Source organism: Halobacillus sp. SY10 (genome assembly GCF_045401165.1).
Taxonomy (GTDB): domain Bacteria; phylum Bacillota; class Bacilli; order Bacillales; family Halobacillaceae; genus Halobacillus; species Halobacillus aidingensis.
In genome coordinates, this window is sequence record NZ_CP174345.1 from 4,008,154 (window position 1) to 4,029,435 (window position 21,282).

21 protein-coding genes are annotated in these 21,282 nt (G+C 43.9%); 14 read left to right on the forward strand and 7 right to left on the reverse strand.

What is annotated here, in order from left to right; genetic code table 11:
* The first annotated feature begins 1 nt into the window (after position 1).
* The 3 genes from ACJA3J_RS20155 to ACJA3J_RS20165 all read left to right on the forward strand — a co-directional run bounded on the left by ACJA3J_RS20155 (position 2) and on the right by ACJA3J_RS20165 (position 3,126).
* Positions 2-550, forward strand: coding sequence for a cysteine hydrolase family protein (locus ACJA3J_RS20155; protein WP_406945108.1), 549 nt, complete (start codon positions 2-4; stop codon positions 548-550).
* Positions 551-736: 186 nt separating this feature from the next.
* Positions 737-2,098, forward strand: a complete 1,362-nt coding sequence (locus tag ACJA3J_RS20160) for an MFS transporter (protein ID WP_089654372.1) — start codon at positions 737-739, stop codon at positions 2,096-2,098.
* 86 nt (positions 2,099-2,184) lie between these two features.
* A complete protein-coding gene (locus tag ACJA3J_RS20165; protein ID WP_115823503.1) occupies positions 2,185-3,126 on the forward strand; it encodes a rhodanese-related sulfurtransferase in 942 nt (313 codons plus the stop codon).
* Positions 3,127-3,694: 568 nt separating this feature from the next.
* On the opposite strand, the gene thiD is transcribed toward ACJA3J_RS20165, so the two are convergent.
* A complete protein-coding gene (thiD, locus tag ACJA3J_RS20170; RefSeq protein ID WP_115894734.1) occupies positions 3,695-4,498 on the reverse strand; it encodes a bifunctional hydroxymethylpyrimidine kinase/phosphomethylpyrimidine kinase in 804 nt (267 codons plus the stop codon).
* Between the two features lie 108 nt (positions 4,499-4,606).
* Here thiD and ACJA3J_RS20175 point away from each other — a divergent pair, with 108 nt between their 5' ends.
* The 4 genes from ACJA3J_RS20175 (at position 4,607) to ACJA3J_RS20190 (ending at position 8,031) form a co-directional block, all read left to right on the forward strand.
* A complete protein-coding gene (locus ACJA3J_RS20175) occupies positions 4,607-4,918 on the forward strand; it encodes an MGMT family protein (RefSeq protein WP_089654369.1) in 312 nt (103 codons plus the stop codon).
* A 38-nt stretch (positions 4,919-4,956) separates the two neighbouring features.
* The gene (locus ACJA3J_RS20180; protein WP_115894735.1) at positions 4,957-5,895 is read left to right on the forward strand and encodes a PD-(D/E)XK nuclease family protein; all 939 of its coding nucleotides are present in this window, start codon (positions 4,957-4,959) and stop codon (positions 5,893-5,895) included.
* A gap of 83 nt (positions 5,896-5,978) precedes the next feature.
* Complete coding sequence (locus ACJA3J_RS20185) at positions 5,979-6,614, forward strand: SDR family oxidoreductase (protein ID WP_115894736.1); 636 nt, start codon at positions 5,979-5,981, stop codon at positions 6,612-6,614.
* A gap of 154 nt (positions 6,615-6,768) precedes the next feature.
* Positions 6,769-8,031, forward strand: coding sequence for a helix-turn-helix domain-containing protein (locus ACJA3J_RS20190; RefSeq protein ID WP_089654366.1), 1,263 nt, complete (start codon positions 6,769-6,771; stop codon positions 8,029-8,031).
* A 36-nt stretch (positions 8,032-8,067) separates the two neighbouring features.
* Here ACJA3J_RS20190 and ACJA3J_RS20195 read toward each other — a convergent pair whose 3' ends face one another.
* Complete coding sequence (locus ACJA3J_RS20195; protein WP_406945109.1) at positions 8,068-8,943, reverse strand: 5'-3' exonuclease H3TH domain-containing protein; 876 nt, start codon at positions 8,941-8,943, stop codon at positions 8,068-8,070.
* A 196-nt stretch (positions 8,944-9,139) separates the two neighbouring features.
* Between ACJA3J_RS20195 and adh the strand changes: the two genes are divergently transcribed.
* Complete coding sequence (adh, locus tag ACJA3J_RS20200) at positions 9,140-10,660, forward strand: aldehyde dehydrogenase (protein ID WP_115894739.1); 1,521 nt, start codon at positions 9,140-9,142, stop codon at positions 10,658-10,660.
* A 54-nt stretch (positions 10,661-10,714) separates the two neighbouring features.
* Positions 10,715-11,083 carry a DUF779 domain-containing protein gene (locus ACJA3J_RS20205; RefSeq protein WP_115823510.1) on the forward strand — a complete coding sequence of 123 codons (369 nt, stop codon included), beginning with the start codon at positions 10,715-10,717 and terminating at the stop codon, positions 11,081-11,083.
* Positions 11,084-11,270: 187 nt separating this feature from the next.
* Here ACJA3J_RS20205 and ACJA3J_RS20210 read toward each other — a convergent pair whose 3' ends face one another.
* On the reverse strand, positions 11,271-12,002 hold the full coding sequence (locus tag ACJA3J_RS20210) for a GNAT family N-acetyltransferase (RefSeq protein WP_406945110.1): 732 nt from the start codon (positions 12,000-12,002) through the stop codon (positions 11,271-11,273).
* Positions 12,003-12,105: 103 nt separating this feature from the next.
* Between ACJA3J_RS20210 and ACJA3J_RS20215 the strand changes: the two genes are divergently transcribed.
* Positions 12,106-13,113 (forward strand): NADP-dependent oxidoreductase, encoded by a 1,008-nt coding sequence (locus tag ACJA3J_RS20215; protein ID WP_089654361.1) that lies wholly within the window; start codon positions 12,106-12,108, stop codon positions 13,111-13,113.
* A 68-nt stretch (positions 13,114-13,181) separates the two neighbouring features.
* Here ACJA3J_RS20215 and ACJA3J_RS20220 read toward each other — a convergent pair whose 3' ends face one another.
* Positions 13,182-14,006 carry an STAS domain-containing protein gene (locus ACJA3J_RS20220; protein ID WP_089654360.1) on the reverse strand — a complete coding sequence of 275 codons (825 nt, stop codon included), beginning with the start codon at positions 14,004-14,006 and terminating at the stop codon, positions 13,182-13,184.
* A gap of 111 nt (positions 14,007-14,117) precedes the next feature.
* Between ACJA3J_RS20220 and ACJA3J_RS20225 the strand changes: the two genes are divergently transcribed.
* Entirely contained in the window at positions 14,118-14,279 is a 162-nt protein-coding gene (locus tag ACJA3J_RS20225) for a hypothetical protein (RefSeq protein ID WP_167356117.1), read from the forward strand.
* 612 nt (positions 14,280-14,891) lie between these two features.
* Here ACJA3J_RS20225 and ACJA3J_RS20230 read toward each other — a convergent pair.
* The 3 genes from ACJA3J_RS20230 to ACJA3J_RS20240 are packed head-to-tail and all read right to left on the reverse strand — an operon-like array spanning position 14,892 to position 17,632.
* Positions 14,892-15,263, reverse strand: a complete 372-nt coding sequence (locus ACJA3J_RS20230) for a thiol-disulfide oxidoreductase DCC family protein (RefSeq protein WP_089654359.1) — start codon at positions 15,261-15,263, stop codon at positions 14,892-14,894.
* 21 nt (positions 15,264-15,284) lie between these two features.
* Positions 15,285-17,030 carry an aminodeoxychorismate synthase component I gene (gene pabB / locus ACJA3J_RS20235; RefSeq protein ID WP_406945111.1) on the reverse strand — a complete coding sequence of 582 codons (1,746 nt, stop codon included), beginning with the start codon at positions 17,028-17,030 and terminating at the stop codon, positions 15,285-15,287.
* Positions 17,027-17,632: an aminodeoxychorismate/anthranilate synthase component II gene (locus ACJA3J_RS20240; RefSeq protein ID WP_089654357.1), complete on the reverse strand. Its 606-nt coding sequence runs from the start codon at positions 17,630-17,632 to the stop codon at positions 17,027-17,029. The genes pabB and ACJA3J_RS20240 overlap by 4 nt, the downstream gene beginning before the upstream one ends.
* 179 nt (positions 17,633-17,811) lie before the next feature.
* On the opposite strand from ACJA3J_RS20240, the gene ACJA3J_RS20245 reads away from it, so the two are divergent.
* The 3 genes from ACJA3J_RS20245 to ACJA3J_RS20255 all read left to right on the forward strand — a co-directional run bounded on the left by ACJA3J_RS20245 (position 17,812) and on the right by ACJA3J_RS20255 (position 20,549).
* Positions 17,812-19,167, forward strand: coding sequence for a HAMP domain-containing sensor histidine kinase (locus tag ACJA3J_RS20245; protein WP_089654356.1), 1,356 nt, complete (start codon positions 17,812-17,814; stop codon positions 19,165-19,167).
* A complete protein-coding gene (locus tag ACJA3J_RS20250; RefSeq protein WP_089654355.1) occupies positions 19,145-19,765 on the forward strand; it encodes a response regulator in 621 nt (206 codons plus the stop codon). The genes ACJA3J_RS20245 and ACJA3J_RS20250 overlap by 23 nt, the downstream gene beginning before the upstream one ends.
* A 61-nt stretch (positions 19,766-19,826) precedes the next feature.
* The gene (locus ACJA3J_RS20255) at positions 19,827-20,549 is read left to right on the forward strand and encodes a Bax inhibitor-1/YccA family protein (protein WP_089654354.1); all 723 of its coding nucleotides are present in this window, start codon (positions 19,827-19,829) and stop codon (positions 20,547-20,549) included.
* The last annotated feature ends 733 nt before the right edge of the window (positions 20,550-21,282 follow it).

A 21,282-nucleotide genomic window follows, 5' to 3' on the forward strand; every position in this document is an offset into this window, starting at 1 on the left:
AATGAAACGGGCTTTAATCATCATCGATTATACGAACGACTTTGTAGAAAATGATGGAGCATTGACCTGTGGACCACCCGCTCAAGCTTTGGAAAAATACATCCATGATGTAACGGAGACATTTATGAATGAGGATGACTTAGTCGTGTTCGGGGTAGATGTTCACGAAGAAGGTGACCCTTACCATCCCGAGACAGACCTTTTTCCTCCTCATAACATCCGGGGAACGAAAGGACGGGAGTTGTACGGATCGCTTCAAAAACTCTATAAAGAAAATAAGCATGAGCCGAATACTCTTTACATGGATAAAACCCGTTACAGCGCCTTCGCCGGAACAGACTTGGACTTGAAACTGAGAGAACGCGGGATCACGGATCTCCACCTTGTCGGAGTCTGTACAGATATCTGTGTGCTCCACTCAGCCATCGATGCTTATAATCTTGGTTACCACATTCATGTACACAAGGATGGAGTCGCAAGCTTTAATGAAGCTGGCCATACATGGGCTCTTTCACACTTCGAGTCCACTCTGGGCGCGAAAATTCTATAACACCACAGGCTCTGCCTGGATGTATCTCCAAAGGAAAGTATGTCCAGCTTGAAATTTCCAGATCATAAAAAACTCCCGTTGCTGCCGGCAACGGGAGTTTTTACGCGTGTCATTTTTCTCTCTATGAAACTTGTGGTATAGTATTTCGAGTGTCTAATGAAATAATAGAAAGGAAGAAGAGACGATATGCCACTGACCTCTCGTCCTTCCCAGGAACATTTTCGTACGGTCTTCATTTTAGCCGCTACGATTTTAATTGTTGTTATGAATACGACGATGTTCAACATCGCTTTACCAAATATATTAAAAGATTTCTCGCTCATGCCTTCAGAAGGAGCATGGGTTGTTTCCGGCTATTCGATTGTGTTAGCGATTTTCACGATTACCTTTACACGCCTGTCTGACTATATGCCGATTCGGACATTATTAACGATAGGGATCTGTATTTTCAGCCTTTCTTCCATCATCGGATTTTTGGCGGACAGTTACGTCTGGTTGTTGATTGCTCGGTTATGCCAGGCGGCAGGAGCGGCAGCGATCCCTGGTTTATCCATGGTCTTCGCCGGGAGGTACATCCCGATGACGAGACGAGGAAGCGCCTATGCGCTGATTGCTTCTGCAACATCCTTAGGGTTCGGCCTTGGTCCAGTCATTGGTGGGTTGATTACAGACTATCTTGATTGGAACTACTTGTTCATTGTGACCATTATGGTTTTCATCGTCATCCCGGTTTTGTACAAGTTTATGCCTGTTGAAAAAGCTGAGAAAGGGCGTTTTGATGTCATTGGAGGTTTGTTATCCGGAATCAGCGCCACCATGTTTTTGCTTTACATTTCAACATTAACTCCATACTACTTGCTGGGCGGTCTCCTGTCTGCTTCTCTCCTATGGTGGAGAGTCAATCGGACGAAAGCGCCTTTCATCCAGCCAGAACTTGTAAAAAACAGCCACTACCGCCGCATTGTCTTTACAAGCTACATCGGCTTTACTTTGCACTTCGCAGTTTTGTTTTTAATGCCGATCATGCTGGAGCAAGTGTATGGACGTGGGGCAGCCGCCATCGGATTTATCATTTTCCCTGGCGCTATGCTATCCGCCGCAGCCGCGATTTACGTAGGACGACTGATTGATGCCTACGGAAACATCAAAATTCTATTTTTGTCTCAAATTTTACTGATGATTTCAGCCTTAATTTTCTTTTTCCTGGCTGGCAAGAGTCCGTATATGATTATGATTGCTTATATGTTTACAAGTTTCGGGTTCTCTAGTTTATCTTCAAGTTCGACCAATGAAGTTTCACGAATCCTGCCTAAAGAACAGATCGGTGCCGGAATCGGACTCAAGCAACAGATGCAATTCATTGGAAGTGCGACCGGTTCTGTTCTTGCCGGTATATTATTAGAATTTAGTTCACAACCTTATACCGCCGAGAACTTTATCCTACCGTTCGGTTCCCTGATCGTTTTAATGACGGCTTCCACCTTGGTCCTGTGGCTGTATTCATACAAGATCAGACGTATGGAATTTGTTCAAAAAACTGACATTTGAAATCCGATTAAGAATCGAATATGATGGACTATGGACATTTATGTTATTTACTACTGTATAGATATAAATATTAGGAGGAATCACTTATGAGCTCAAAAGATTATCGAGTTCTGCTGTATTATAAGTATGTCGACCTTCCTGACTATGAAGAATATTGCCAAAACCACCTGAAATTCTGTAAAGACCTTGGATTGAAGGGACGTATCATCGTTTCTCACGAGGGCATTAACGGAACAGTTTCAGGTACTGTTGAACAAGTGGAAGAATATATGAACTATGTTCGCTCTGATGAGCGTTTCGCAGATATCCACTTCAAAATTGATGAGCATGAAGGGCACGCATTCAAGAAGATGCATTGCCGCGTGAAGCCTGAGCTGGTCAACTGGAGTATTGAAGAAGATGATATTGATCCGAAAACGTTCGGTGGAAAACACTTAAAACCTAAAGAGTTCAATGAAATGCTGAAAGATGAAGATACCATCGTCATCGACGGCCGCAATGAATATGAATACCGCATCGGCCACTTCCGCAATGCGATTCAGCCGGATGTCAATCACTCCCGTGAATTCCCCGAATGGATTGCCGAGAATGCTGACCAGTGGAAGGATAAGAAAGTCCTTACCTACTGCACAGGCGGAATTCGATGTGAGAAATTGACAGGTATTCTTAAGAAAAACGGTGTCGAAGATGTCTATCAGCTTGAAGGTGGAATCACGACTTACGGCAAAGATCCAGAAGTCAAAGGTGAGCTCTTCGATGGTAAAATGTATGTATTCGACGAGCGTATCGCTGTTCCAATCAACCAAGTGGAAGAAAAGGTCATTGCAGAGTGCGAACATTGTGGGAAAGCAGAAGATCGTATGATCAACTGCAGTAACCCGGTATGTAACCGTCAATATGTATGCTGTAAAGAGTGTGAAGAAGAGCAGCATGCTGCATGTACAGCAGAATGTAAAGAACACCCGGAAAACCGCTGGGATGTTGTCCGCAAGAAACAAATTGATAAATACGACCGCATCAACGGTTAACTCTTATCCCCTCTCTCACCATTCGTGAAGAGGGGATTTCTTATATCATACATATGCTCCGTTTTGTTGAAGACTCTGTTTCGAGCCTTTGTTTAGTGGATGGTGCTGCGGGGAATGGCTCGCTTTCCGCGGGAGCGCGGTGAGCCTCCTCAGGCTGACGCCTTGCGGGGTCTCACCAAGCACTCTTTTCCCGCAGGAGTCTCCCCATTCCCCTCCGCCCCTTTATCTGGGAGCGTCTCGAAACCAATTCTCGGGAACTCAGCTGTATGCTCAAGCGAAGTGGATAATATACAACTCTCCCCAGTGTCAATCCGAGTGTGAAAGCTTGATATAGAGTGTTTTATGTTTGCTTCTGAGTGGGGTGGAAGACGCCCTATCTTGGTATAGGGCTTCGTATCACTTATATATCGAATGGGGTGGTTGGGAAGCTGCGAGGCTCCCGTGGGAAAAGGAGACAGGCGAGATCCCACAGGAAAGCGAGTAGCTTCCCAACCATCTCTGACGCTCAATAAGGTACCGAACCACGAAACATCTCGAAATCGAGTTTTACACAATCCTGCCCTATACTTTAATTACTAATAATTCTATGGGCGGCGTGGTAGGTGGAGCCTATGCCGCGGTCGAAGGATAAGGCGTGACGGATAGCACTGGTTACAAACGATTTCGCACGTCTGACCGCTTCTTCAACAGGGTAGCCATTCGCAAGTTCTGCTGCTATGGCAGCTGAATACGTACACCCTGCCCCGCTCGTATGAATGGTTTCTACTCTTTCCGTTTCAAGCTCAGTAATACTGGATCCGTCATAGAGCATGTCTACAGCAGGATATCCTTTTAAACTGCCCCCTTTTACAAGGACATACTCCGCGCCGAGGTGATAAAGATCTCGTGCCACAACCTTCATATCCTCAGGGTTTTCAGGAACATCACATTGAAGCATCCTTGCTGCTTCATGTAAATTAGGAGTTACAACTTTTGCGAGAGGCACAAGCTCTTGAGTCAAGGCTTCAATCGCATCGTCTTTCAATAATTGGGAACCCATCTTCCCGATCATCACAGGGTCCACAACGATATTTGCAACACCTGATTCCTTTATAACAGTGCCCACCTTTTTTATAATGTCTTCTGTGAACAGCATGCCTGTTTTAAGAGCATCAACTCCGACATGTTCCAATGCAGCATAGATCTGGGCTTCGATGGCTGCGATTGGCTGGGTAAAAATTCCTTGCTCTGTTTGGTTGTTGTTCGCTACGATGGCAGTTATAGCACTCATTCCATATACATTGAATTCTTGAAACGTTTTAAGATCTGCCTGAATGCCGGCACTTCCCTGTGCAGCAGAGCCGGCGATTGACAAAACTTTCGGTATGCTCATTCTAATCGTCCCCTCTCTTTCATCTATAGAAATTGTATCAATAATGGAAGCAGGCTTCTATTCCCACAGCCTTGTCATTCTGTAAAATTTAAGTAAGGAGGCCCATTCATGCAGCCGTTCACACAAAATATCATTCAAATTATACGTAGTATTCCAAAGGGATGCGTCATGTCATACGGACAAATCGCTGCCTGCGCTGGAAATCCGAGAGCGGCAAGGCAAGTAGCACGTGCTCTCCACAGCATGAGCGAAAAGCACGACCTCCCTTGGCATAGGGTGGTCAATGCAAAAGGAGAAATTGCAGTAAAGGAACCTTCCAGACAGCGCGACCTTTTAGAAAAAGAGGGTGTTGTTGTCATTCATGATAAAATATCTATGAGAGATTACCAGCACGATGACCCTCTCTGTTTTGAAGAGTAGGAAGCAATAAACTATGAATCTAACGAAGGATGTTACTCATGTTTGAAGTAAAACCATACCCTGAATTATCCTGGTCTTTGTCCAGGCATAAAACGATGTTATCCTGCCTAAGAAAATATGCCTACGATTATTATGTTTCGCATAATGGATGGTTGAGTTCTGCAGACACCTTAGCCAAACAAGCATATCGTCTAAAAAAAATGACCAATTTGGAAATGCACTTCGGAAGCGTTGTCCATGATTTGATTTACCAGACCATTCAGCGTGTATTAAAGAGTCAACCGATTATGGGGGAACAAGAATTCATTGATGAAGTCCGCCATCACTTGAATCGTGGTTTTATCGAATCAACGAAGAAAGAACATTTATGGATGAACAGGCCGAAGCACTATACCATGCTTCATGAAATCTACTACAGCCAGACAGACACTCTCCCGGAAACGAAGGTGCGCAAAATCACAGATCGTCTCCAAAAAACGGTTGCAAATTTTTACTCCAGCAAAACCTTCACGGATGTACGCAACAAAGAACAAATGAAGTTCATGGAGTCTGAAACCTTCCGTTTCCTTAAGACGGACGAAGCAAAGGTTTATATTGTGATGGACCTTGTGTATAAGGATCTCACCAATGGCAAATGGATTATTGTGGATTGGAAAACAGGAAAATCATCCGATGAAGACCGTAACCAACTCGCCCTTTATGCTCTATATTTACAACATAAGCACGGAATAGAATCCATTGACGATATTATCATTCGAAACGAATATTTAGTTGACGGTACACATGTCGAACATCAGTTAACAGAGCAGGATCTCATTAATGTCCAACACTTATACCAAATCAGTATGGAGCAGATGAAGCTCTATTTAGAAGATGCAGAAAAAAACCAGCCACTCCCTATAGAGCAATTCCCGATGCAGGATGACCCGAGGGTCTGTGCTCGTTGTAACTACCAGGAGCTCTGCTTCCCTTCTTGACCGCACGTCCGTATGTTTACCAGATGCGGAAACAGGCTAAATAAGTATTGTAATCTTATTTCCAGAAGGAGTCGTGATTATAGATGAAAGTACTTGTAGCAGGAGCAAATGGAAATACAGGACGACTACTTATTCAATATTTAAAAGCGGATGGTCATGAGCCATACGGTTTAATTCGGAAAGAAGACCAAAAAGGTACCATTGAGAAATTAGGTGGAACCCCTGTTCTCGCTGATCTCACGAAAGATGTCGGTTATGCTGTTAAAGGTATGGACGCTGTCATGTTCGCTGCTGGTTCAGGATCAAGCACAGGCGCTGAGCAGACAGAAGCTGTTGATCGTGACGGAGCCATTAACCTTGCTAAAGCAACAGAAAATCTAGGTATAAAGAAATTTATCATGTTGAGCGGCATGGGCGCCGGAGATCCAGAGCGAGGCCCTGAAGAATTGAAGCATTATCTTGAGATGAAAGGGGAAGCGGATGACTTCCTGAAAACGACCGAGCTTGATTACACCATTGTACGTCCCGGCGGCTTGACGAACGACGAAGGGACAAGCAAAATCCAGGTCGGAGAAACCATTGAGAGAGGAACTATTCCTCGCGCAGACGTTGCTAAGACAATGATCGCTTCCCTACAAGAACCAAACGCTTACCATAAAACATTCGAAATGATTTCAGGAGATACTCAAATCGAAGAAGCCCTGAAGACACTATCTTGATGAAACTGCTCAACCACTTCATGTGGTTGAGCTTTTTACATATCAAACGCCCTTCTTCCATTCCTATAACACCCTGAAAAGGTAATTATATACATTGAACGAGACAGTATTTTGCTATAATGTATGTAATTGGCGCTTTAAAGGAGTAGTGAATATGAAAGGATCGTTAATTAAACAACACCGCAAATTTAAGAATTTAACATTAGAAGAACTTGCATCAGGAATTTGCTCAGTTTCCTACTTGAGTAAAATTGAGCACGACATCATCAATGCCAGCGATGAAATATACCGTCTTCTCGGAGAAAGACTAAACATTAAGTTAACCGACATCAACGAAGAATTTGATGAAAAGATTCACAACGCCCTCCTTGAATGGAACCAAGCTGCACAAATGAGAGACTTCCCTCTAATGGATGAATTATATGAAGACTGCAAAGCATCTTTAGAAGACAACCAAAACATTGAACTCGTTAATTTGTATCAAATAATAGAAGTACGCCACATCATGACAAAAGAAAGAAAGCCCATTGACGAAAAAAAGCTAAAAGAAATTCGTACCACTTATGAAGATGCAACAAATGAATATAAATTCTTCTTTCATAAAATCGTAGGAGTTCATCACCTATTTTTAGGGGAACTACCTCAAGCTTTACAACATTTCAATGATACTGAAAAATTAATGAAGAAATTGCCATTTGATGAAGGTGAAGTCTACTTACATTTAGCTCTCACTTACTCAAAATCAAGAGCTTATGTTGAGTCTAACCATTACGCCTTCCGTGCATTAGATTTATATAAATCTACTCTGCATTATTCACGAATGGTCGACTCCTATATTATTATTGCCATCAATTATAATTCATTAGGCGCTTTGCAAATCGCTGAAGATTACTTGTTAAAAGTTTTAAAGATTGCAAAATACCATCTTCCAATCCATGAAACCCGCCGAATATACCACAACCTTGGAAGTAATTACATTAACCAAGAAAAATATGAACAAGCATACTATTACCTTCAAAAGGCATATGACATCGAAACTAAAGAAACTCCCTTCAAAGCAGGTACCATATACCTTCTTGCATTGGCCAGCTTTCATAATGGTGAAAAACAATTGTGTGAGGAGTATATTCAACAAGGAGAAAATATAGCCGTTGAAAATAATTACCTTAAATATAAGCACAAATTCTATATTTTAAAGTACATGCTTAATGGAAAAACTTTAAATGAAGAATTTATTAAAAAACTAGAAGACACAATTATTCCTGATTTCAGAAGACTTAATGAATATAAGGACTACAAAGAATTTACAGAGATGCTAGGAAATCTATTTTATGAAAAGCGTATGTACAAAAAAGCTGCTATGTATTACAAAGAATCAAACAATTATCGCGATACTCAAAAGAAAGATCTTCTATAGCAAAAAGGTCGGAGGAATCATTCCTCCGACCTTTTTTTACATTCTCACAATATTTTTCTCCCAATTTTTAAATTCAAGCTCATTAAACTTGGCGCTCATCTTTTCATCATCAATATAGAACAGAGCCTCTTCTAATGAACAGTCCACATCCGCTTCACAATGGATAGCTGCAAGCTTTCTGGATAGATGCAGCATATCCAAGCTGTCTTCAATTTTCGTACGCTGACCCTTTGTCAGTTCTTCTATATTCTCTAAGATTCCTTCGATGGATCCATACTTAAGAAGAAGCTTCAACGCGGTTTTCTCTCCGATCCCTTTCACGCCTGGATAGTTATCACTTGTATCCCCCATAAGAGCTTTCAAGTCAATCATCTGCTGTGGTGTGATTCCTTTTTCATCTGTAAAGGAACCCTCATGATACTCCGCATAATTGCCATATCCTTTTTTCAATAGTACAACATTTACATTCGGCTGCAGCAACTGTAGAAGATCCTGATCTCCAGTCAACAAGAAGACTTGAGAATGCTGACTGTACACTTGACTCAGCGTTCCCATACAATCATCCGCTTCGTAACCGACTTGTCCGACGTTAGGAATATCAAGAGCTTCCACAACTTCTTTAGCTAAATCGAATTGTGGGATCAATTCTTCTGGAGGGGCTCCACGATTCGCTTTGTAGTCTGGAAAAAGATCATTACGGAACGTCTTACTTCCCATATCCCAACAGCAAATCACGTGTGTGGGCTGGTAGGTTTCTATTGCCGTAAATAAGTGTTTCATCATGCCGTAGACCCCGTTTGTCGGGATCCCTTTACTGTTGATCATATAATAATTGCTCATAGCTGTAGCGTAAAACGCACGGAAAAGCAGCGCCATGCCATCCACGAGCATCACTCGATTGGTTGTTGTCATTTTCTAAGAACTCCTTTTCCCTTTGAATAGTTCTATTATAACAATTCTTCTCCTTTGTTCGTACTAGAAATTTTCACATATTTGTCTGTAAATTGACAATATTCTGTACAAGTGATACCTTAAAAAGTAAGCGCGCCTACTTACATAAACTTTTTTGTAAGCGGTTGCAAAAGTAAATTACTAGGAGGATGTTTTTATGGTATATGCTTTTCCTAATACGGAAGGATCTAAAGTTCAGTTCAAGGAACGCTACGACAACTTCATTGGCGGAGAATGGACAGCACCTGTCAAAGGGCAATATTTTGATAATGTCACCCCTGTAACGGGACAAACGTTTTGTCAGGTTGCACGTTCGACAGAGGAAGATATCGAGCTTGCCCTTGATGCAGCACACAAAGCGAAAGACGCGTGGGGTGCAGCATCTGTGACGGAACGTTCTTTGGTTCTTAACCGCATTGCAGACCGTATGGAAGAAAACCTTGAGAACCTTGCCATCGCGGAAACATGGGAGAACGGGAAAGCTGTCCGTGAAACGCTGAATGCTGACCTTCCACTTGCGGTCGATCACTTCCGTTATTTCGCTTCGGTTATTCGTTCCCAGGAAGGATCGATCGGCGAAATTGATAACGATACGATTGCTTACCATTTCCACGAACCACTGGGAGTCGTCGGTCAAATCATTCCTTGGAACTTCCCTCTGTTAATGGCGACATGGAAAATTGCTCCTGCTCTCGCTGCTGGGAATGCAATTGTCCTGAAGCCTGCGGAACAGACACCAGCATCCATCATGTATTTGCTCGAAATAATTGAAGACTTGCTGCCTGCCGGGGTATTGAACGTTGTGAACGGATTCGGTTTAGAAGCTGGTAAGCCGCTGGCCCAGAGCCCACGCATCAATAAGGTGGCTTTCACTGGAGAAACAACAACGGGACGAATGATCATGCAATATGCATCTCAAAATATCATCCCTGTTACCCTGGAGCTTGGTGGAAAATCACCGAACATCATTTTTGAGGATGTCATGCGTGAAGATGACGATTTCTTAGATAAAACAATTGAAGGAATGGTCATGTTTGCTCTGAACCAGGGTGAAGTATGTACATGTCCTTCTCGCGCTCTCATTCAGGAGTCGATCTATGATGAGTTTATGGACCGTGCTATCAAACGCGTCAAAGAAATCAAGACAGGAAATCCACTTGATCCTGAAGTGATGATGGGTGCTCAAGCTTCCTCAGAACAATTGGAGAAAATCTTGTCTTACCTCGAGATCGGTAAGGATGAAGGAGCCGAATGCCTTACTGGAGGGGCGCGTAATCAGATGGAAGGCGACTTTAAAGATGGATATTACGTGCAGCCGACGGTATTTAAAGGCGATAACAGCATGAGAATTTTCCAGGAGGAAATCTTCGGACCTGTCCTATCTGTAACGACCTTCAAGGATAAAGAAGAAGCGATGAAGATCGCCAATGACACACTTTATGGATTGGGTGCCGGTGTGTGGACACGTGATATGAATACTGCGTACCGATTCGGACGCGGAATTGAAGCTGGACGCGTTTGGACAAACTGTTATCACGCCTACCCTGCTCACGCAGCTTTCGGCGGATACAAAATGTCCGGTGTCGGGCGGGAAAACCATAAGATGATGCTCAGCCATTATCAACAAACCAAAAATATGCTCGTGAGCTACAGCCCGCAGAAGCTTGGATTCTTTTAAAACCAAAAAATGGGTAACTCCTTGATTTCCGGCCCTACGAAAGGAGCTGAAAAGATGGTTGAACGTGTAAAAGCGACCGACGCCGCTCTTGAGCTTATTGAAATGCTGAAGGAAAAACACGGCCCTCTTCTTTTCCACCAATCAGGTGGGTGCTGTGATGGAAGCTCTCCGATGTGCTATGAAGAAGGCGATCTTTTAATCGGCAGTCAGGATGTATTGCTTGGAAAAATCGGGGACACTCCTTTTTACATCAACAAAAAGCAGTATGACTACTGGAAGCATACACAGTTGATCATTGATGTCGTAGATGGACGCGGAGGGATGTTTTCGCTGGAAGGAGTCGAAGGAAAAAGGTTCCTCACCCGCTCACGCGCATTTACTGATGAGGAGTATAAAGAACTGAAGGAAAGCATAGAGTCATAACGTAAAGCGCCCAGGAATCTCCTGGGTGTTTTATTATTCCTTACCTGAGTCATTAATCCCCCCATAGTGGCTCGAGGGATTTTTTTATAATCATAGTAAACCGATAAGGCTGAGGATGACCGTGACGTTCAAGCTCCACCATTTTCATCCCCCTCCCCTACACTCCCTAATGAAGGACCGCATGCCATCACTTTGAGTATTTGTATATGCCCACTCTTTCTGTCACTGCACACCCGCATTTCTCAAAAACTTTCAACATTGGTTTGTTATGGACACTTGTCGCACCAACGCTATAGGTGGCATGGAAGATGCTCTGAAGGAGATGTAACCCCTCTTTATATAGAGGAGCGCTCTTGTTCTTTCCTCGTTCTTCCGGAACTAATCCGAAATAAAAGATCCTCCCTTCATCTTTTGTTCCTGGTTCGATATGTGGCATAACCACTCCAATAGGCGTACCATTTTCATAAGCAGTCAAACACGTATCCACATAACCTTGTCCAAGCTCTTTTTTGACACTTTTCATTTGTTCATCCATGTTCAAGGATTGGGGAGCGTTCAATGACCCTTCCATTGCCCGGCGCCATGTCTCTTTAAATACCCCTTCCTCTCCATCCCTCAGTGAAATCATTTCAAAAGACAGTCGTTCCGTATCGATGGGTTCCAACTCATCCAATTCACAACGTACAAAGTAAACCTCATCATGATGTTTGAAGCCAAGGTCTTTGATGTAGATCACTGTCTCTTCTTGAAACGTAGATGGGATGAGAATCGTACGATTTCTCACTCCATCATACTTAGCATCTCTTACAAACTTCCCTGCCAATGACTGAAGCTCTTCATCTGTGAGAAGTCCTGTATCTTCGATGGTTACAAAATTTTCCCCCTCCACGAACTTCACTTTTTCATAAAGACTTTCCATACTTTCTCCCCCTTTGCTCTATCGTACCTTACATCTTTAAACAAATCATTTCCCAATGAGGGAATAGACCCGTTATGATACAAGCAAGGAGAGTGATTAAAAAATGAACAAAGAAATCCAGTTAGTCAAACGTCCCGAAGCCGCTCCTACACATGAGCATATAAAAATGGTTGAAACGGAACGCCCTGTCCCATTGCAGGGAGAAGTACTCGTGAAATTGCTTTATGTGTCCGTCGATCCTTACATGAGAGGCCGCATGAGTGCTGCTAAATCCTATATCGCTCCTTTCCAATTAAATGAACCTATGGAAGGTGGCATTGTCGGCGAAGTTGTGGAATCGAACGCAGATACTCTACAAGAAGGTGACATCGTCACAGGTATGCTTCCTTGGAAAGAGTACGCGTCGGCTCCAGCAGATACGCTTAGAAAAATTGACCCTAGTCTCGGCCCCGTCACGACATCACTAGGGATTCTCGGAATGCCTGGGTTAACCGCTTATTTCGGATTGATGGATATCGGTCAGCCAAAAGAAGGCGAAACTCTGGTGGTTTCCGGAGCTGCTGGAGCCGTCGGTTCTGCAGTCGTCCAAATTGGTAAAATTTCAGGCTGTCATGTTGTCGGAATTGCTGGTTCAGATGAAAAGTTAGCATACCTGAAAAACGAACTTGGCGTCGACGAAGTCATCAACTATAAAACAGAAAGTGTACCTGATCGCTTAGAAGAAACCTGCTCAAATGGAATTGACATCTATTTTGATAATGTCGGCGGGGATATATCAGATGCTGTCTATCCATTATTGAACAAATTCGCACGCATCGCCCAATGTGGAGCCATTGCATCCTACAACGTCCCGAACGATCAAGGACCACGGATGCAGATGCACTTGATTAAATCCAGCGCGCTCATTAAAGGGTTCACAGTCGGTGATTATCAGGATCGATTCACAGAAGGATTCTCTCACTTGGCTCAATGGCTCCAGGAAGGCCGTTTGAAATATGAAGAAACGATCACAGAAGGATTTGAAAATATCCCAGATGCATTCTTCGGGTTATTTGAAGGAGCAAACCTTGGTAAACAACTTGTCAAAGTTGCAGAACCCTCTCAAAAGTAATAGTCGTTAAAAAAACAGACTAAAAAAGGACTGAGAAATGTGATTTCTCAGTCCTTTTCTCTATTATATTAAGAGTCACCATGATGAATGTAAATGCCGATCTCTTCTAAAGCCTGATGCAAACCTGCCTTCGTATGTACTTGAGTAAAATCCACACCCATATCTACAAGGGATTTTGCTGTTTCTGGCCTTAACCCTGTTAGAGTTGCATGAACACCAACGAGTTCAAGGGCATGAACAACCTGATAAATGTAGTTAGCGATCATCGTGTCAATCACTGGAACACCGGATACATCAATAAAAATATAATCCAATTCAAATTCCGAACTTTTATTTAAGGAGGTTTCCATGATCAGCTGGGCCCGGTTGGTATCAAGTTCCCCGATCAATGGAAGGACAGCAACTCCCTTTGTGATCGGTACAACGGGAACAGACAGTTCAGCCATCCGCATTTCTTTTCTTTCCCACTCCATACGAATGTTTCTGGAGTACGTTTGACTAAAATGTTTCGTAATTTCATCTAATACTTCATTAATGGTTTTGCAGATGTGAACCACCGTGGAAGAAGAAAATTCATCGTTGGTTAATTCCTCAGAAAATATCCCCCAAATCGCTCGGCGAACAAAGTTCATCGTTCGAAGGGATTGATCCAGCTCGACTTCCGCCTCTACCTTCTGCTCCCCTTCACGATCTGCCCACATTTCAATGTGCTGCATCGAAGAAGTACCATCACCGATGATCACTTCACCGATATAGGAGAATAGCTCTTCCCAATTCGCTGTTCGAATGGTAGCAGCCCCGAACTCCTCTGTTTTCAACTCTCGCACTCGATTAGCTAATTGATCCGAGTTTTTCTCGATCTTTTCGCCGATGTATGTGATTTCATCTCTCATCTTGGATACCCCTCAACTCAAATTATTATCAAATAGTAATGTAACACAGAACACTAGATAAAACGAACGCCCTCCGGTATGATAAAGGGAGTTTACGCATAGGAGGACACTATGAATAAAATATCGTTGGTCTTGTTTCTGATTTTATCTCTATTGTTTCTTTCTCATGGTCTTTATCAAGGAGTCGCGAACGGCCAGTGGACATCCCTAACCTTTGCCATCATCGTCATCGCCCTCGGTTCATACAGCATGCTAAGAAAAAAACGCAAATAACCCTTCCAAAGAATAGCTCCCGATTGTGGAAGACTCAGTTTCGAGACTTTTGTTGAATGGGTGGGGGCTGCGGGGAATGGCTCGCTTTCCGCGGGAGCGCAAGGAGCACATACCGCGTATCCTTAAAGAAAGCCTTACCTAGTTGAAATAATGAATGACAATTCCTGGCCATGGATACGGGGTCAGGGAAACGACGATTCGCAGTGCTTTGAATCAGTCAGTAGAAAAACACACATGTTCGTGTCTCCATTCGTTTTTCATGCGGACGTTTCCCTGACCCTGTTCCCACGCCTTATTCGTGCAGGATGCATGGTTAAAACAACTCTATAACGGCGTGGGTGAACAGACCTTCATTACAGAGCTCGGCAGGTTACTGTTAAAGGGATTTCGAGAACCTCGTATGGCAAAGGGGCGGAGGGAAACGGTGAGACTCCTATGGGACGTGTGGGACAGGTGAGACCCCGCAGGACGAAGTCCGAGGAGGCTCACCGCCCGCCCCATGGAAAGCGAACTGTTTCCCGGAGCCCCTAAAAGCACAGAAACGTCTCGAAATCAAGTCTTCAACAATCCTGCCATATACCGTAATAAAGACCCTCGCTGAGGAGGGTTCTTTTATGCGTACCTTGGAAGGTCGTAGCGGCCGAACCATTGGTGTCTGTGATCAGAAAACCAGCGGTATAAGGGAGAACCGACCCGGTGGACTCCTGGGAAGGAAAAAAGAATGCCGATTACAGTGAATAAAGGCAAAGAAAGCAGCAGTTTCCGAATGGTTTCAAAACCTTGTTTCACTTCTCCTTCTTTTGTCAGCATATGAATCTCATCCAGCGTATTGCGCCCTTCCAAGTAAGGGTACTTCCCTGTCTCTTCTGTATCCTGAACAGCTACCCATTTAATTTGATGAAGCCAGTCAAACGTTCGGAACGTTTTCTTCACATAAAAACAAAACGGGCATTGCGCATCGTAAAAGACGATATGTTTTTTCATAAATCAAAACACTCCTTTCTATTATTGAGCGTCCTCTTGTAGTTGAACCTTCACCCAGCCTCTGACTGCGTTAATCATCCATACTTCATCGAACTTGTGGATATCCTTTTTATAGAGAACCTTTTCTTTTAGTTTTCCACATCTTAATAAATTTTTCCTATACGTTCCCGCCAATAATCCACAGTCAACGGGAGGGGTATAGTAATAACCGTCGATGTTTACGACGAGATTAGCTATTGTGAATTCCGTCAATTCACCTCTTCGATTCCAAAGCAACGTCGCTTCTGCTTCGTCGGATCGATGACGATGATAGACATCCCGATGAGTGGTTTTATGAAACAGAAAAGGATTCTCTTCGTTTATAGGATCGTCAGATAAGATGCCGGTGACACAAGAAGCAGATGATTTTATACCATAGACTTCTATTTCAGCTTTCCCTTCTTCGTCAACGAGCATGCGAGTTTTATAGAGACCACTTGGATAAGCTTTGGCAACTTGAGAGCATTTCTTTTCTAAATCACTTCTTTTAATGGGATAAGCAAAATACGAAGCCGATGCAATGATTCGGTCCAGGTGATCGTCGAGTAAGTCAATCGATCCATTTTCCAGCTTCATCGTCTCCAAAAGTTGAAATTTTGGACGATCTTCTGTCAGAAGGCGCGCCTTCGTCTTTAATTCCTCAAACTCTCCTTCCGAAGTTGAGTCCCACGTAATGCCTCCCCCTGTACCGTAAACGGCTTTTTCTTGTTTTTGATCAATCATAACAGTACGAATAGGAACATTGAAAATGGCTTCTTTCTCCGGTGTCATATAACCGATAGCTCCGCAATACACTTCACGCGGCGAGGCTTCTAATCTTTGAATGTATTCCATGGTCCTTACTTTTGGAGCTCCTGTAATCGATCCACACGGAAACAATGCTTGAAATAATTCGTACATGGTGTAATTTTCCGGTAACCGACCTTCTACAGTCGAAGTCATCTGGTGGACCGTGGGATAGGTTTCCACTTCAAATAGATTGGAGACATGGACACTCCCGGGCACGGCGATTCTACCTAAATCATTCCTCAATAAATCAACAATCATAAGGTTCTCGGAGCGTTCCTTTTCTGATGTCTGAAGATGCCGGCGCTTCACCTCATCCTCTTTGCTATTACGGCCTCTAGCTGCCGTACCTTTCATTGGCTTTGTTTTCAATTGGTTGCCATCGACTCTAAAAAACAGCTCCGGAGAAGCAGATAGAATCTTCCGATCACCCATGTTCAAGTAAGCACTGTAGGAGGCCAGCTGATTCCTGACAAGTTTTCTATACAAAGTGTAATCATCTCCAGAGAAAGAGGCTTCCATTCTAGTCGTAAAGTTCACCTGATACGTATCGCCCCGTTCAATCCCCGCTTTCACTACTTCTATTCCTTTTTGATAAGAGGCATAATCCCCACGCAGCTCCCAGTTCGAAACTTGAAACGGTTCAGAATCTGCATCCTCCCGCTTTGTTTCAAATCCATTGAACACTCCGAACCATACAAGCGGCCATTCAGGATGAGAGTGAACGCGAAGGGCATGGTCAAAAGCGGGGGCAGCTTCATAGGATACATAACCAGCTACATAGTACCCCGCGTCAAGCCTTTCTTCCACTCGATCGAAGACTGCTTTCATCTCGTTCAGATCATAGGTAGTGAGAATCTCTACCGGGTGTTGAAAAACTTTAGGGTCCGGATTCCCTTGAGCGTTTGTAAATTCAAACTGTAAAAAAGGTGAGGTTGTCATACGCCCACTCCCTCTCTTCTACTTGCTTTGTAACGAACAGCTCGGTCATAAACGTTTCGAAGCAGATCAAACCCGTACTCCGTCAATATGGACTCTGGATGGAACTGTATGCCTTCCATCATCTTTTCCCTGTGGCGGACACCCATAATGACACCATCTTCAGAAAGGGCAGTAACTTCGAGTTTTTCCGGCAATGAAGGGAAATCTGCCTGAAGAGAGTGGTAACGGGTGACTCGGAAGGATCCGGGAAGCTTACGAAACATGGTACGGCCATCATTCGTAATCGTCGTCACTTTCCCGTGCATCGGTTGACTTCCTTTGACGACGATTCCACCAAAATGTTCAACCATCAGTTGATGGCCAAGACATATGCCTAATAAGGGAATTACTCCACCAAAATGCAGCAAGACATCCTTACAGATCCCTGATTCTTCCGGCCTCCCCGGTCCTGGGGAAAGGACAATAAGATTCGGATCGAGCGCACGGATCTCTTCGATCTGCCATTCGTCGTTTCGTTTCACAACTACTTCCGAATCCATCTGTTTAAAATATTGGGCTAAATTATATGTGAATGAATCATAGTTATCAATGATTATGATCATAGTTGCGGACACCTTTCATCCTTGAATATATGTCTATTATACTACCGCCTGCTACGTTTTCCATAGAAGATAAGAATGGAAAATCATCACTTTGTAGTGCTTCAAAGGAAAAAAGAATCGAAAATATCAGTCTCATATATTAGAATATATAGAAAGATCTCGTCGTTAGGGTGACTGCCATGAAATCAGAATTGCTAAAATCGAAGAGTATATGGATTAAAATCGTTCTCATATTGATTGGCATCACGATGCCGCTCTGGCTAAGTGTTGAGAGGTCCGGCCTTGCAGCTGTAATCGAAAGGCTTCAGGCCGCTCCATCAGGGGCTACACTAATGATGGCTGCATTCGGGCTCGTCATGTTAAACACGGTACGAGCCCTCCCCCATTACATTGGTGCTCTTCTGCTCGGAGATGAGCTCGGAGTAAGGTTGAACCGCCCATGGTTGAAGGTCGCCGTCCCTGTAATGATCATCCCATTGGTTTACGCTTTGATTAACGGGTACAATTCAATCAACTATCATTTCGGAGGCCCGGCCATTTTTCTATTATTATCGATCGTCGTTCTTCATTTTTTAGGAAATGGTCAATTACGCCCTGTATTCAAAGCTTTCATTCTCGCTCAATTGCTATTCGGTTTCCAGTGGCTGGATACGGTACTTTTCCTAAGTGCTTTCGGATTCGGTGGCGGGGAAATTTCTATGGAAGTGAAAAGAATGGCCGCGGAGTTAGGGTTCGGAAGTACCTTAAGTTTTTACAGCCTCGTCTTTTTCGCAGTATTTATTGTAAATGCCACCTTCCTTGCCGTGTACTTAACCGTTGCTGAACAAAAAGCAAAAATGAGACAGGACTTGGACATCGCCCGGCTCGACATGGTGGAGTCGCGTTCTGGAAGAGAAGCGTTACATCTCGTTCACGACTTAAAAACTCCATTATCACTGATGGAGGGACTGAACAGCCTCATTCAAATGAAAACGAAGGACGACGAAATCCTTCAGTACACCAATAAAATTTCCTCGTCCATTCAAGCGACCAGCGATATGGTTTCTGAAATCTTGTATCATGAGAAGAAAAATTGGTGTACATTGAAAACATTCATCGAATATGTACGTGCGAATAAACTTTCAGATTCAGCAACCATCTATGCGTTCGATTTGGCCGCCGATGAGAATATTGAAATCTACATTAATAAAATCAGAATGACACGAGCGCTTGTCAACTTAATTGATAATGCCAGTGATGCCGTTGAAGGAAAAAAAGACGCCAAAGTGACCATTGCTACTAAAGTAGAACAATCAGGCATCCTGATTGGTGTGAAAGACAACGGTCATGGCATCAGCCAATCCAATATCAATAAAATTTGGAATGCAGGCTACAGCACGAAATCCCATCCTGGTGTAGGGCTGACATTCGTTAAAAATGTCGTCAAAGAACACGGCGCGGAGCTATCTATTGAAAGCGAACAAGGAGTCGGAACGATATTCTGGATTCATTTACCGAAGGAGAGAGTACGAGATGAAAATACTGATCATGGATAATGACGAATCCTTACGTTACATGCTGACAGAGTTTTGTAAACATGCCGGGTGGGAATCAAACACGGCCGTGAATGGACGCGAAGGTGTCGATATGTTTTTAAAAGGAAGGTATGACGTCATCCTTGTCGATTATCATATGCCGGAAATGGATGGCCTTCAAACCGTCAGGGAAATCCGTAAACACAATACAGTTGTCCCCATTCTCGTGCTGACGGTAGATGAACGACAGGAAGTGGCTGATCGCTTCCTGGAAGAAGGCGCCACCGACTTTGCCTTAAAACCTGTGAAAGCTCCTGATCTCATATCCAGGATCAAACTGCATGCACAAATCGCTAATATGAAAAATAAACACGAAGAAGATGACGATGTTTTTACCGCCAAAGGAATTAGTAAAGGAACATTAAGTTCCATTTCAAACTACTTGCAGGAAAATCGTGAAGCCTATCCTGTAGACGTCATCTCAAAAGACATCGGCCTTGCCTACCCCACTGTATACCGATACCTCATGCATTTACTAGAGGAAGGCAAAGTCAAACAAGTGGTCAGTCATCAGAAGATTGGACGGCCGAAAAAGCTTTACAAATGGTATGCCCATTAAGTGTCTCTCGTGACTAGGAAGGGTATAACCAGAAGGAGAAGCATAGAGAAGGAGTGGTAAGATGAGATCGGGGAATCCCGTTTTAAAAGATGATACATTTCAGCGTTCTGCAGCTTCAGGAAAGTCAATGACCCTGGGTGGAACGACAGCAAAAATATCCCTGCTGTTTTTATTTTTGGTGGGAACAGCGGCGTACACATGGTACCAGTACTCACTGGGAGTCGATGTCACACTCATGATGATCATCGGTGCCATTGGAGGGCTTATATTCGCTTTAATAACTGCCTTCTTCCCTAAAGCTGCGCCTGTCACTGCCCCTATATACGCAGCACTCGAAGGTTTTTTCATCGGTGGCATTTCCGCCTTCGTCGAGGGAGCTTATTCCGGGATTGTCATTCAAGCTGTCAGCTTAACGCTCGCCGTGATGGGAGCTTTATTGATTCTTTATGCAACAAGAGTCATTAAGGTCACAAGAAACTTCCGACTGATGGTTGTTTCCGCTACGTTAGGCATTTTCCTCGTCTATCTTGTGAATTTCATTCTGAACTTTTTCGGCATGACCGTTCCCTATCTCCATTCCAGTGGCCCTGTTGGGATCGGAATCAGCCTCTTCATCGTGGCTGTTGCTGCCTTGAACCTCGTTCTTGATTTTGATTTCATTGAGAAAGGCGTCAACCGCGGTGCACCCAAGCACATGGAATGGTACGGAGCATTCGGCTTAATCGTAACCCTTGTCTGGTTATACATTGAAATTCTCCGCCTTCTTCAAAAACTCAGACGCTAAACGCCCAAAAAGAGAGTGATCGCCTAAATAGGCGATCACTCTCTTTTTTCCTCTTCCATTAAAGCTCCCGATTGTGGAAGACTCAGTTTCGAGATAACCCGGGGTTCGTTTGCCATGTTAGGAGTCAGGGGTGGTTGGGAATCTACTCGCTTTCCTGTGGGGGAGCGCCGAGCTTCCTCAGGCTATCGCCTTGCGGGATCTCGCCTATCTCCTTCTCCCACGGGAGTCTCGCAGATTCCCAACCACCCCATTCGACATAGAGGAGAAACGAACCCCAGTACCAAAATGGAGCGTCTTCCACTATCACTGTGCTATAGACAAAAGCGCTCTGTATTAAGCTTTCACCATCGGAATCCAACTGTAATTTATATCCATCTACTTCCACTAAGCATGAATACTGACTATCACTGAAATTGTTTTGAGCACCACATATGGTAAAGGGGCAGAGGGAAACAGTGAGACTCCTATTTTAAGTGTGGAGGCGCCTTGGTCAGCGGCGTATGGACTAGACTGAGCTGGCGGAGATAAAGGAAACACGAAGAGCGTAGCGATTCGATGTTGACTTATCGTACAGAAGCGAGGGAAGTCTCACTAGCCGCTAGGCGCCGGAACCGGATAACTAAGAGGGTGTGCGGGACAGCTGAGACCCCCGAGGGCGCAGGCTGAGGAGGCTCAGCGCCCGCCCCATGGAAAGCGAACCTTTTCCCGGAGCCCCTATTTCCACACAAACATC

Bases quoted from the DNA above. Each gene is read 5' to 3' on its own strand.
- ACJA3J_RS20155 (WP_406945108.1), top strand. From the start codon at position 2: ATGAAACGGGCTTTAATCATCATCGATTATACGAACGACTTTGTAGAA.
- ACJA3J_RS20160 (WP_089654372.1), top strand. From the start codon at position 737: ATGCCACTGACCTCTCGTCCTTCCCAGGAACATTTTCGTACGGTCTTC.
- ACJA3J_RS20165 (WP_115823503.1), top strand. From the start codon at position 2,185: ATGAGCTCAAAAGATTATCGAGTTCTGCTGTATTATAAGTATGTCGAC.
- thiD (WP_115894734.1), bottom strand. From the start codon at position 4,498: ATGAGCATACCGAAAGTTTTGTCAATCGCCGGCTCTGCTGCACAGGGA.
- ACJA3J_RS20175 (WP_089654369.1), top strand. From the start codon at position 4,607: ATGCAGCCGTTCACACAAAATATCATTCAAATTATACGTAGTATTCCA.
- ACJA3J_RS20180 (WP_115894735.1), top strand. From the start codon at position 4,957: ATGTTTGAAGTAAAACCATACCCTGAATTATCCTGGTCTTTGTCCAGG.
- ACJA3J_RS20185 (WP_115894736.1), top strand. From the start codon at position 5,979: ATGAAAGTACTTGTAGCAGGAGCAAATGGAAATACAGGACGACTACTT.
- ACJA3J_RS20190 (WP_089654366.1), top strand. From the start codon at position 6,769: ATGAAAGGATCGTTAATTAAACAACACCGCAAATTTAAGAATTTAACA.
- ACJA3J_RS20195 (WP_406945109.1), bottom strand. From the start codon at position 8,943: ATGACAACAACCAATCGAGTGATGCTCGTGGATGGCATGGCGCTGCTT.
- adh (WP_115894739.1), top strand. From the start codon at position 9,140: ATGGTATATGCTTTTCCTAATACGGAAGGATCTAAAGTTCAGTTCAAG.
- ACJA3J_RS20205 (WP_115823510.1), top strand. From the start codon at position 10,715: ATGGTTGAACGTGTAAAAGCGACCGACGCCGCTCTTGAGCTTATTGAA.
- ACJA3J_RS20210 (WP_406945110.1), bottom strand. From the start codon at position 12,002: ATGGAAAGTCTTTATGAAAAAGTGAAGTTCGTGGAGGGGGAAAATTTT.
- ACJA3J_RS20215 (WP_089654361.1), top strand. From the start codon at position 12,106: ATGAACAAAGAAATCCAGTTAGTCAAACGTCCCGAAGCCGCTCCTACA.
- ACJA3J_RS20220 (WP_089654360.1), bottom strand. From the start codon at position 14,006: ATGAGAGATGAAATCACATACATCGGCGAAAAGATCGAGAAAAACTCG.
- ACJA3J_RS20225 (WP_167356117.1), top strand. From the start codon at position 14,118: ATGAATAAAATATCGTTGGTCTTGTTTCTGATTTTATCTCTATTGTTT.
- ACJA3J_RS20230 (WP_089654359.1), bottom strand. From the start codon at position 15,263: ATGAAAAAACATATCGTCTTTTACGATGCGCAATGCCCGTTTTGTTTT.
- pabB (WP_406945111.1), bottom strand. From the start codon at position 17,030: ATGACAACCTCACCTTTTTTACAGTTTGAATTTACAAACGCTCAAGGG.
- ACJA3J_RS20240 (WP_089654357.1), bottom strand. From the start codon at position 17,632: ATGATCATAATCATTGATAACTATGATTCATTCACATATAATTTAGCC.
- ACJA3J_RS20245 (WP_089654356.1), top strand. From the start codon at position 17,812: ATGAAATCAGAATTGCTAAAATCGAAGAGTATATGGATTAAAATCGTT.
- ACJA3J_RS20250 (WP_089654355.1), top strand. From the start codon at position 19,145: ATGAAAATACTGATCATGGATAATGACGAATCCTTACGTTACATGCTG.
- ACJA3J_RS20255 (WP_089654354.1), top strand. From the start codon at position 19,827: ATGAGATCGGGGAATCCCGTTTTAAAAGATGATACATTTCAGCGTTCT.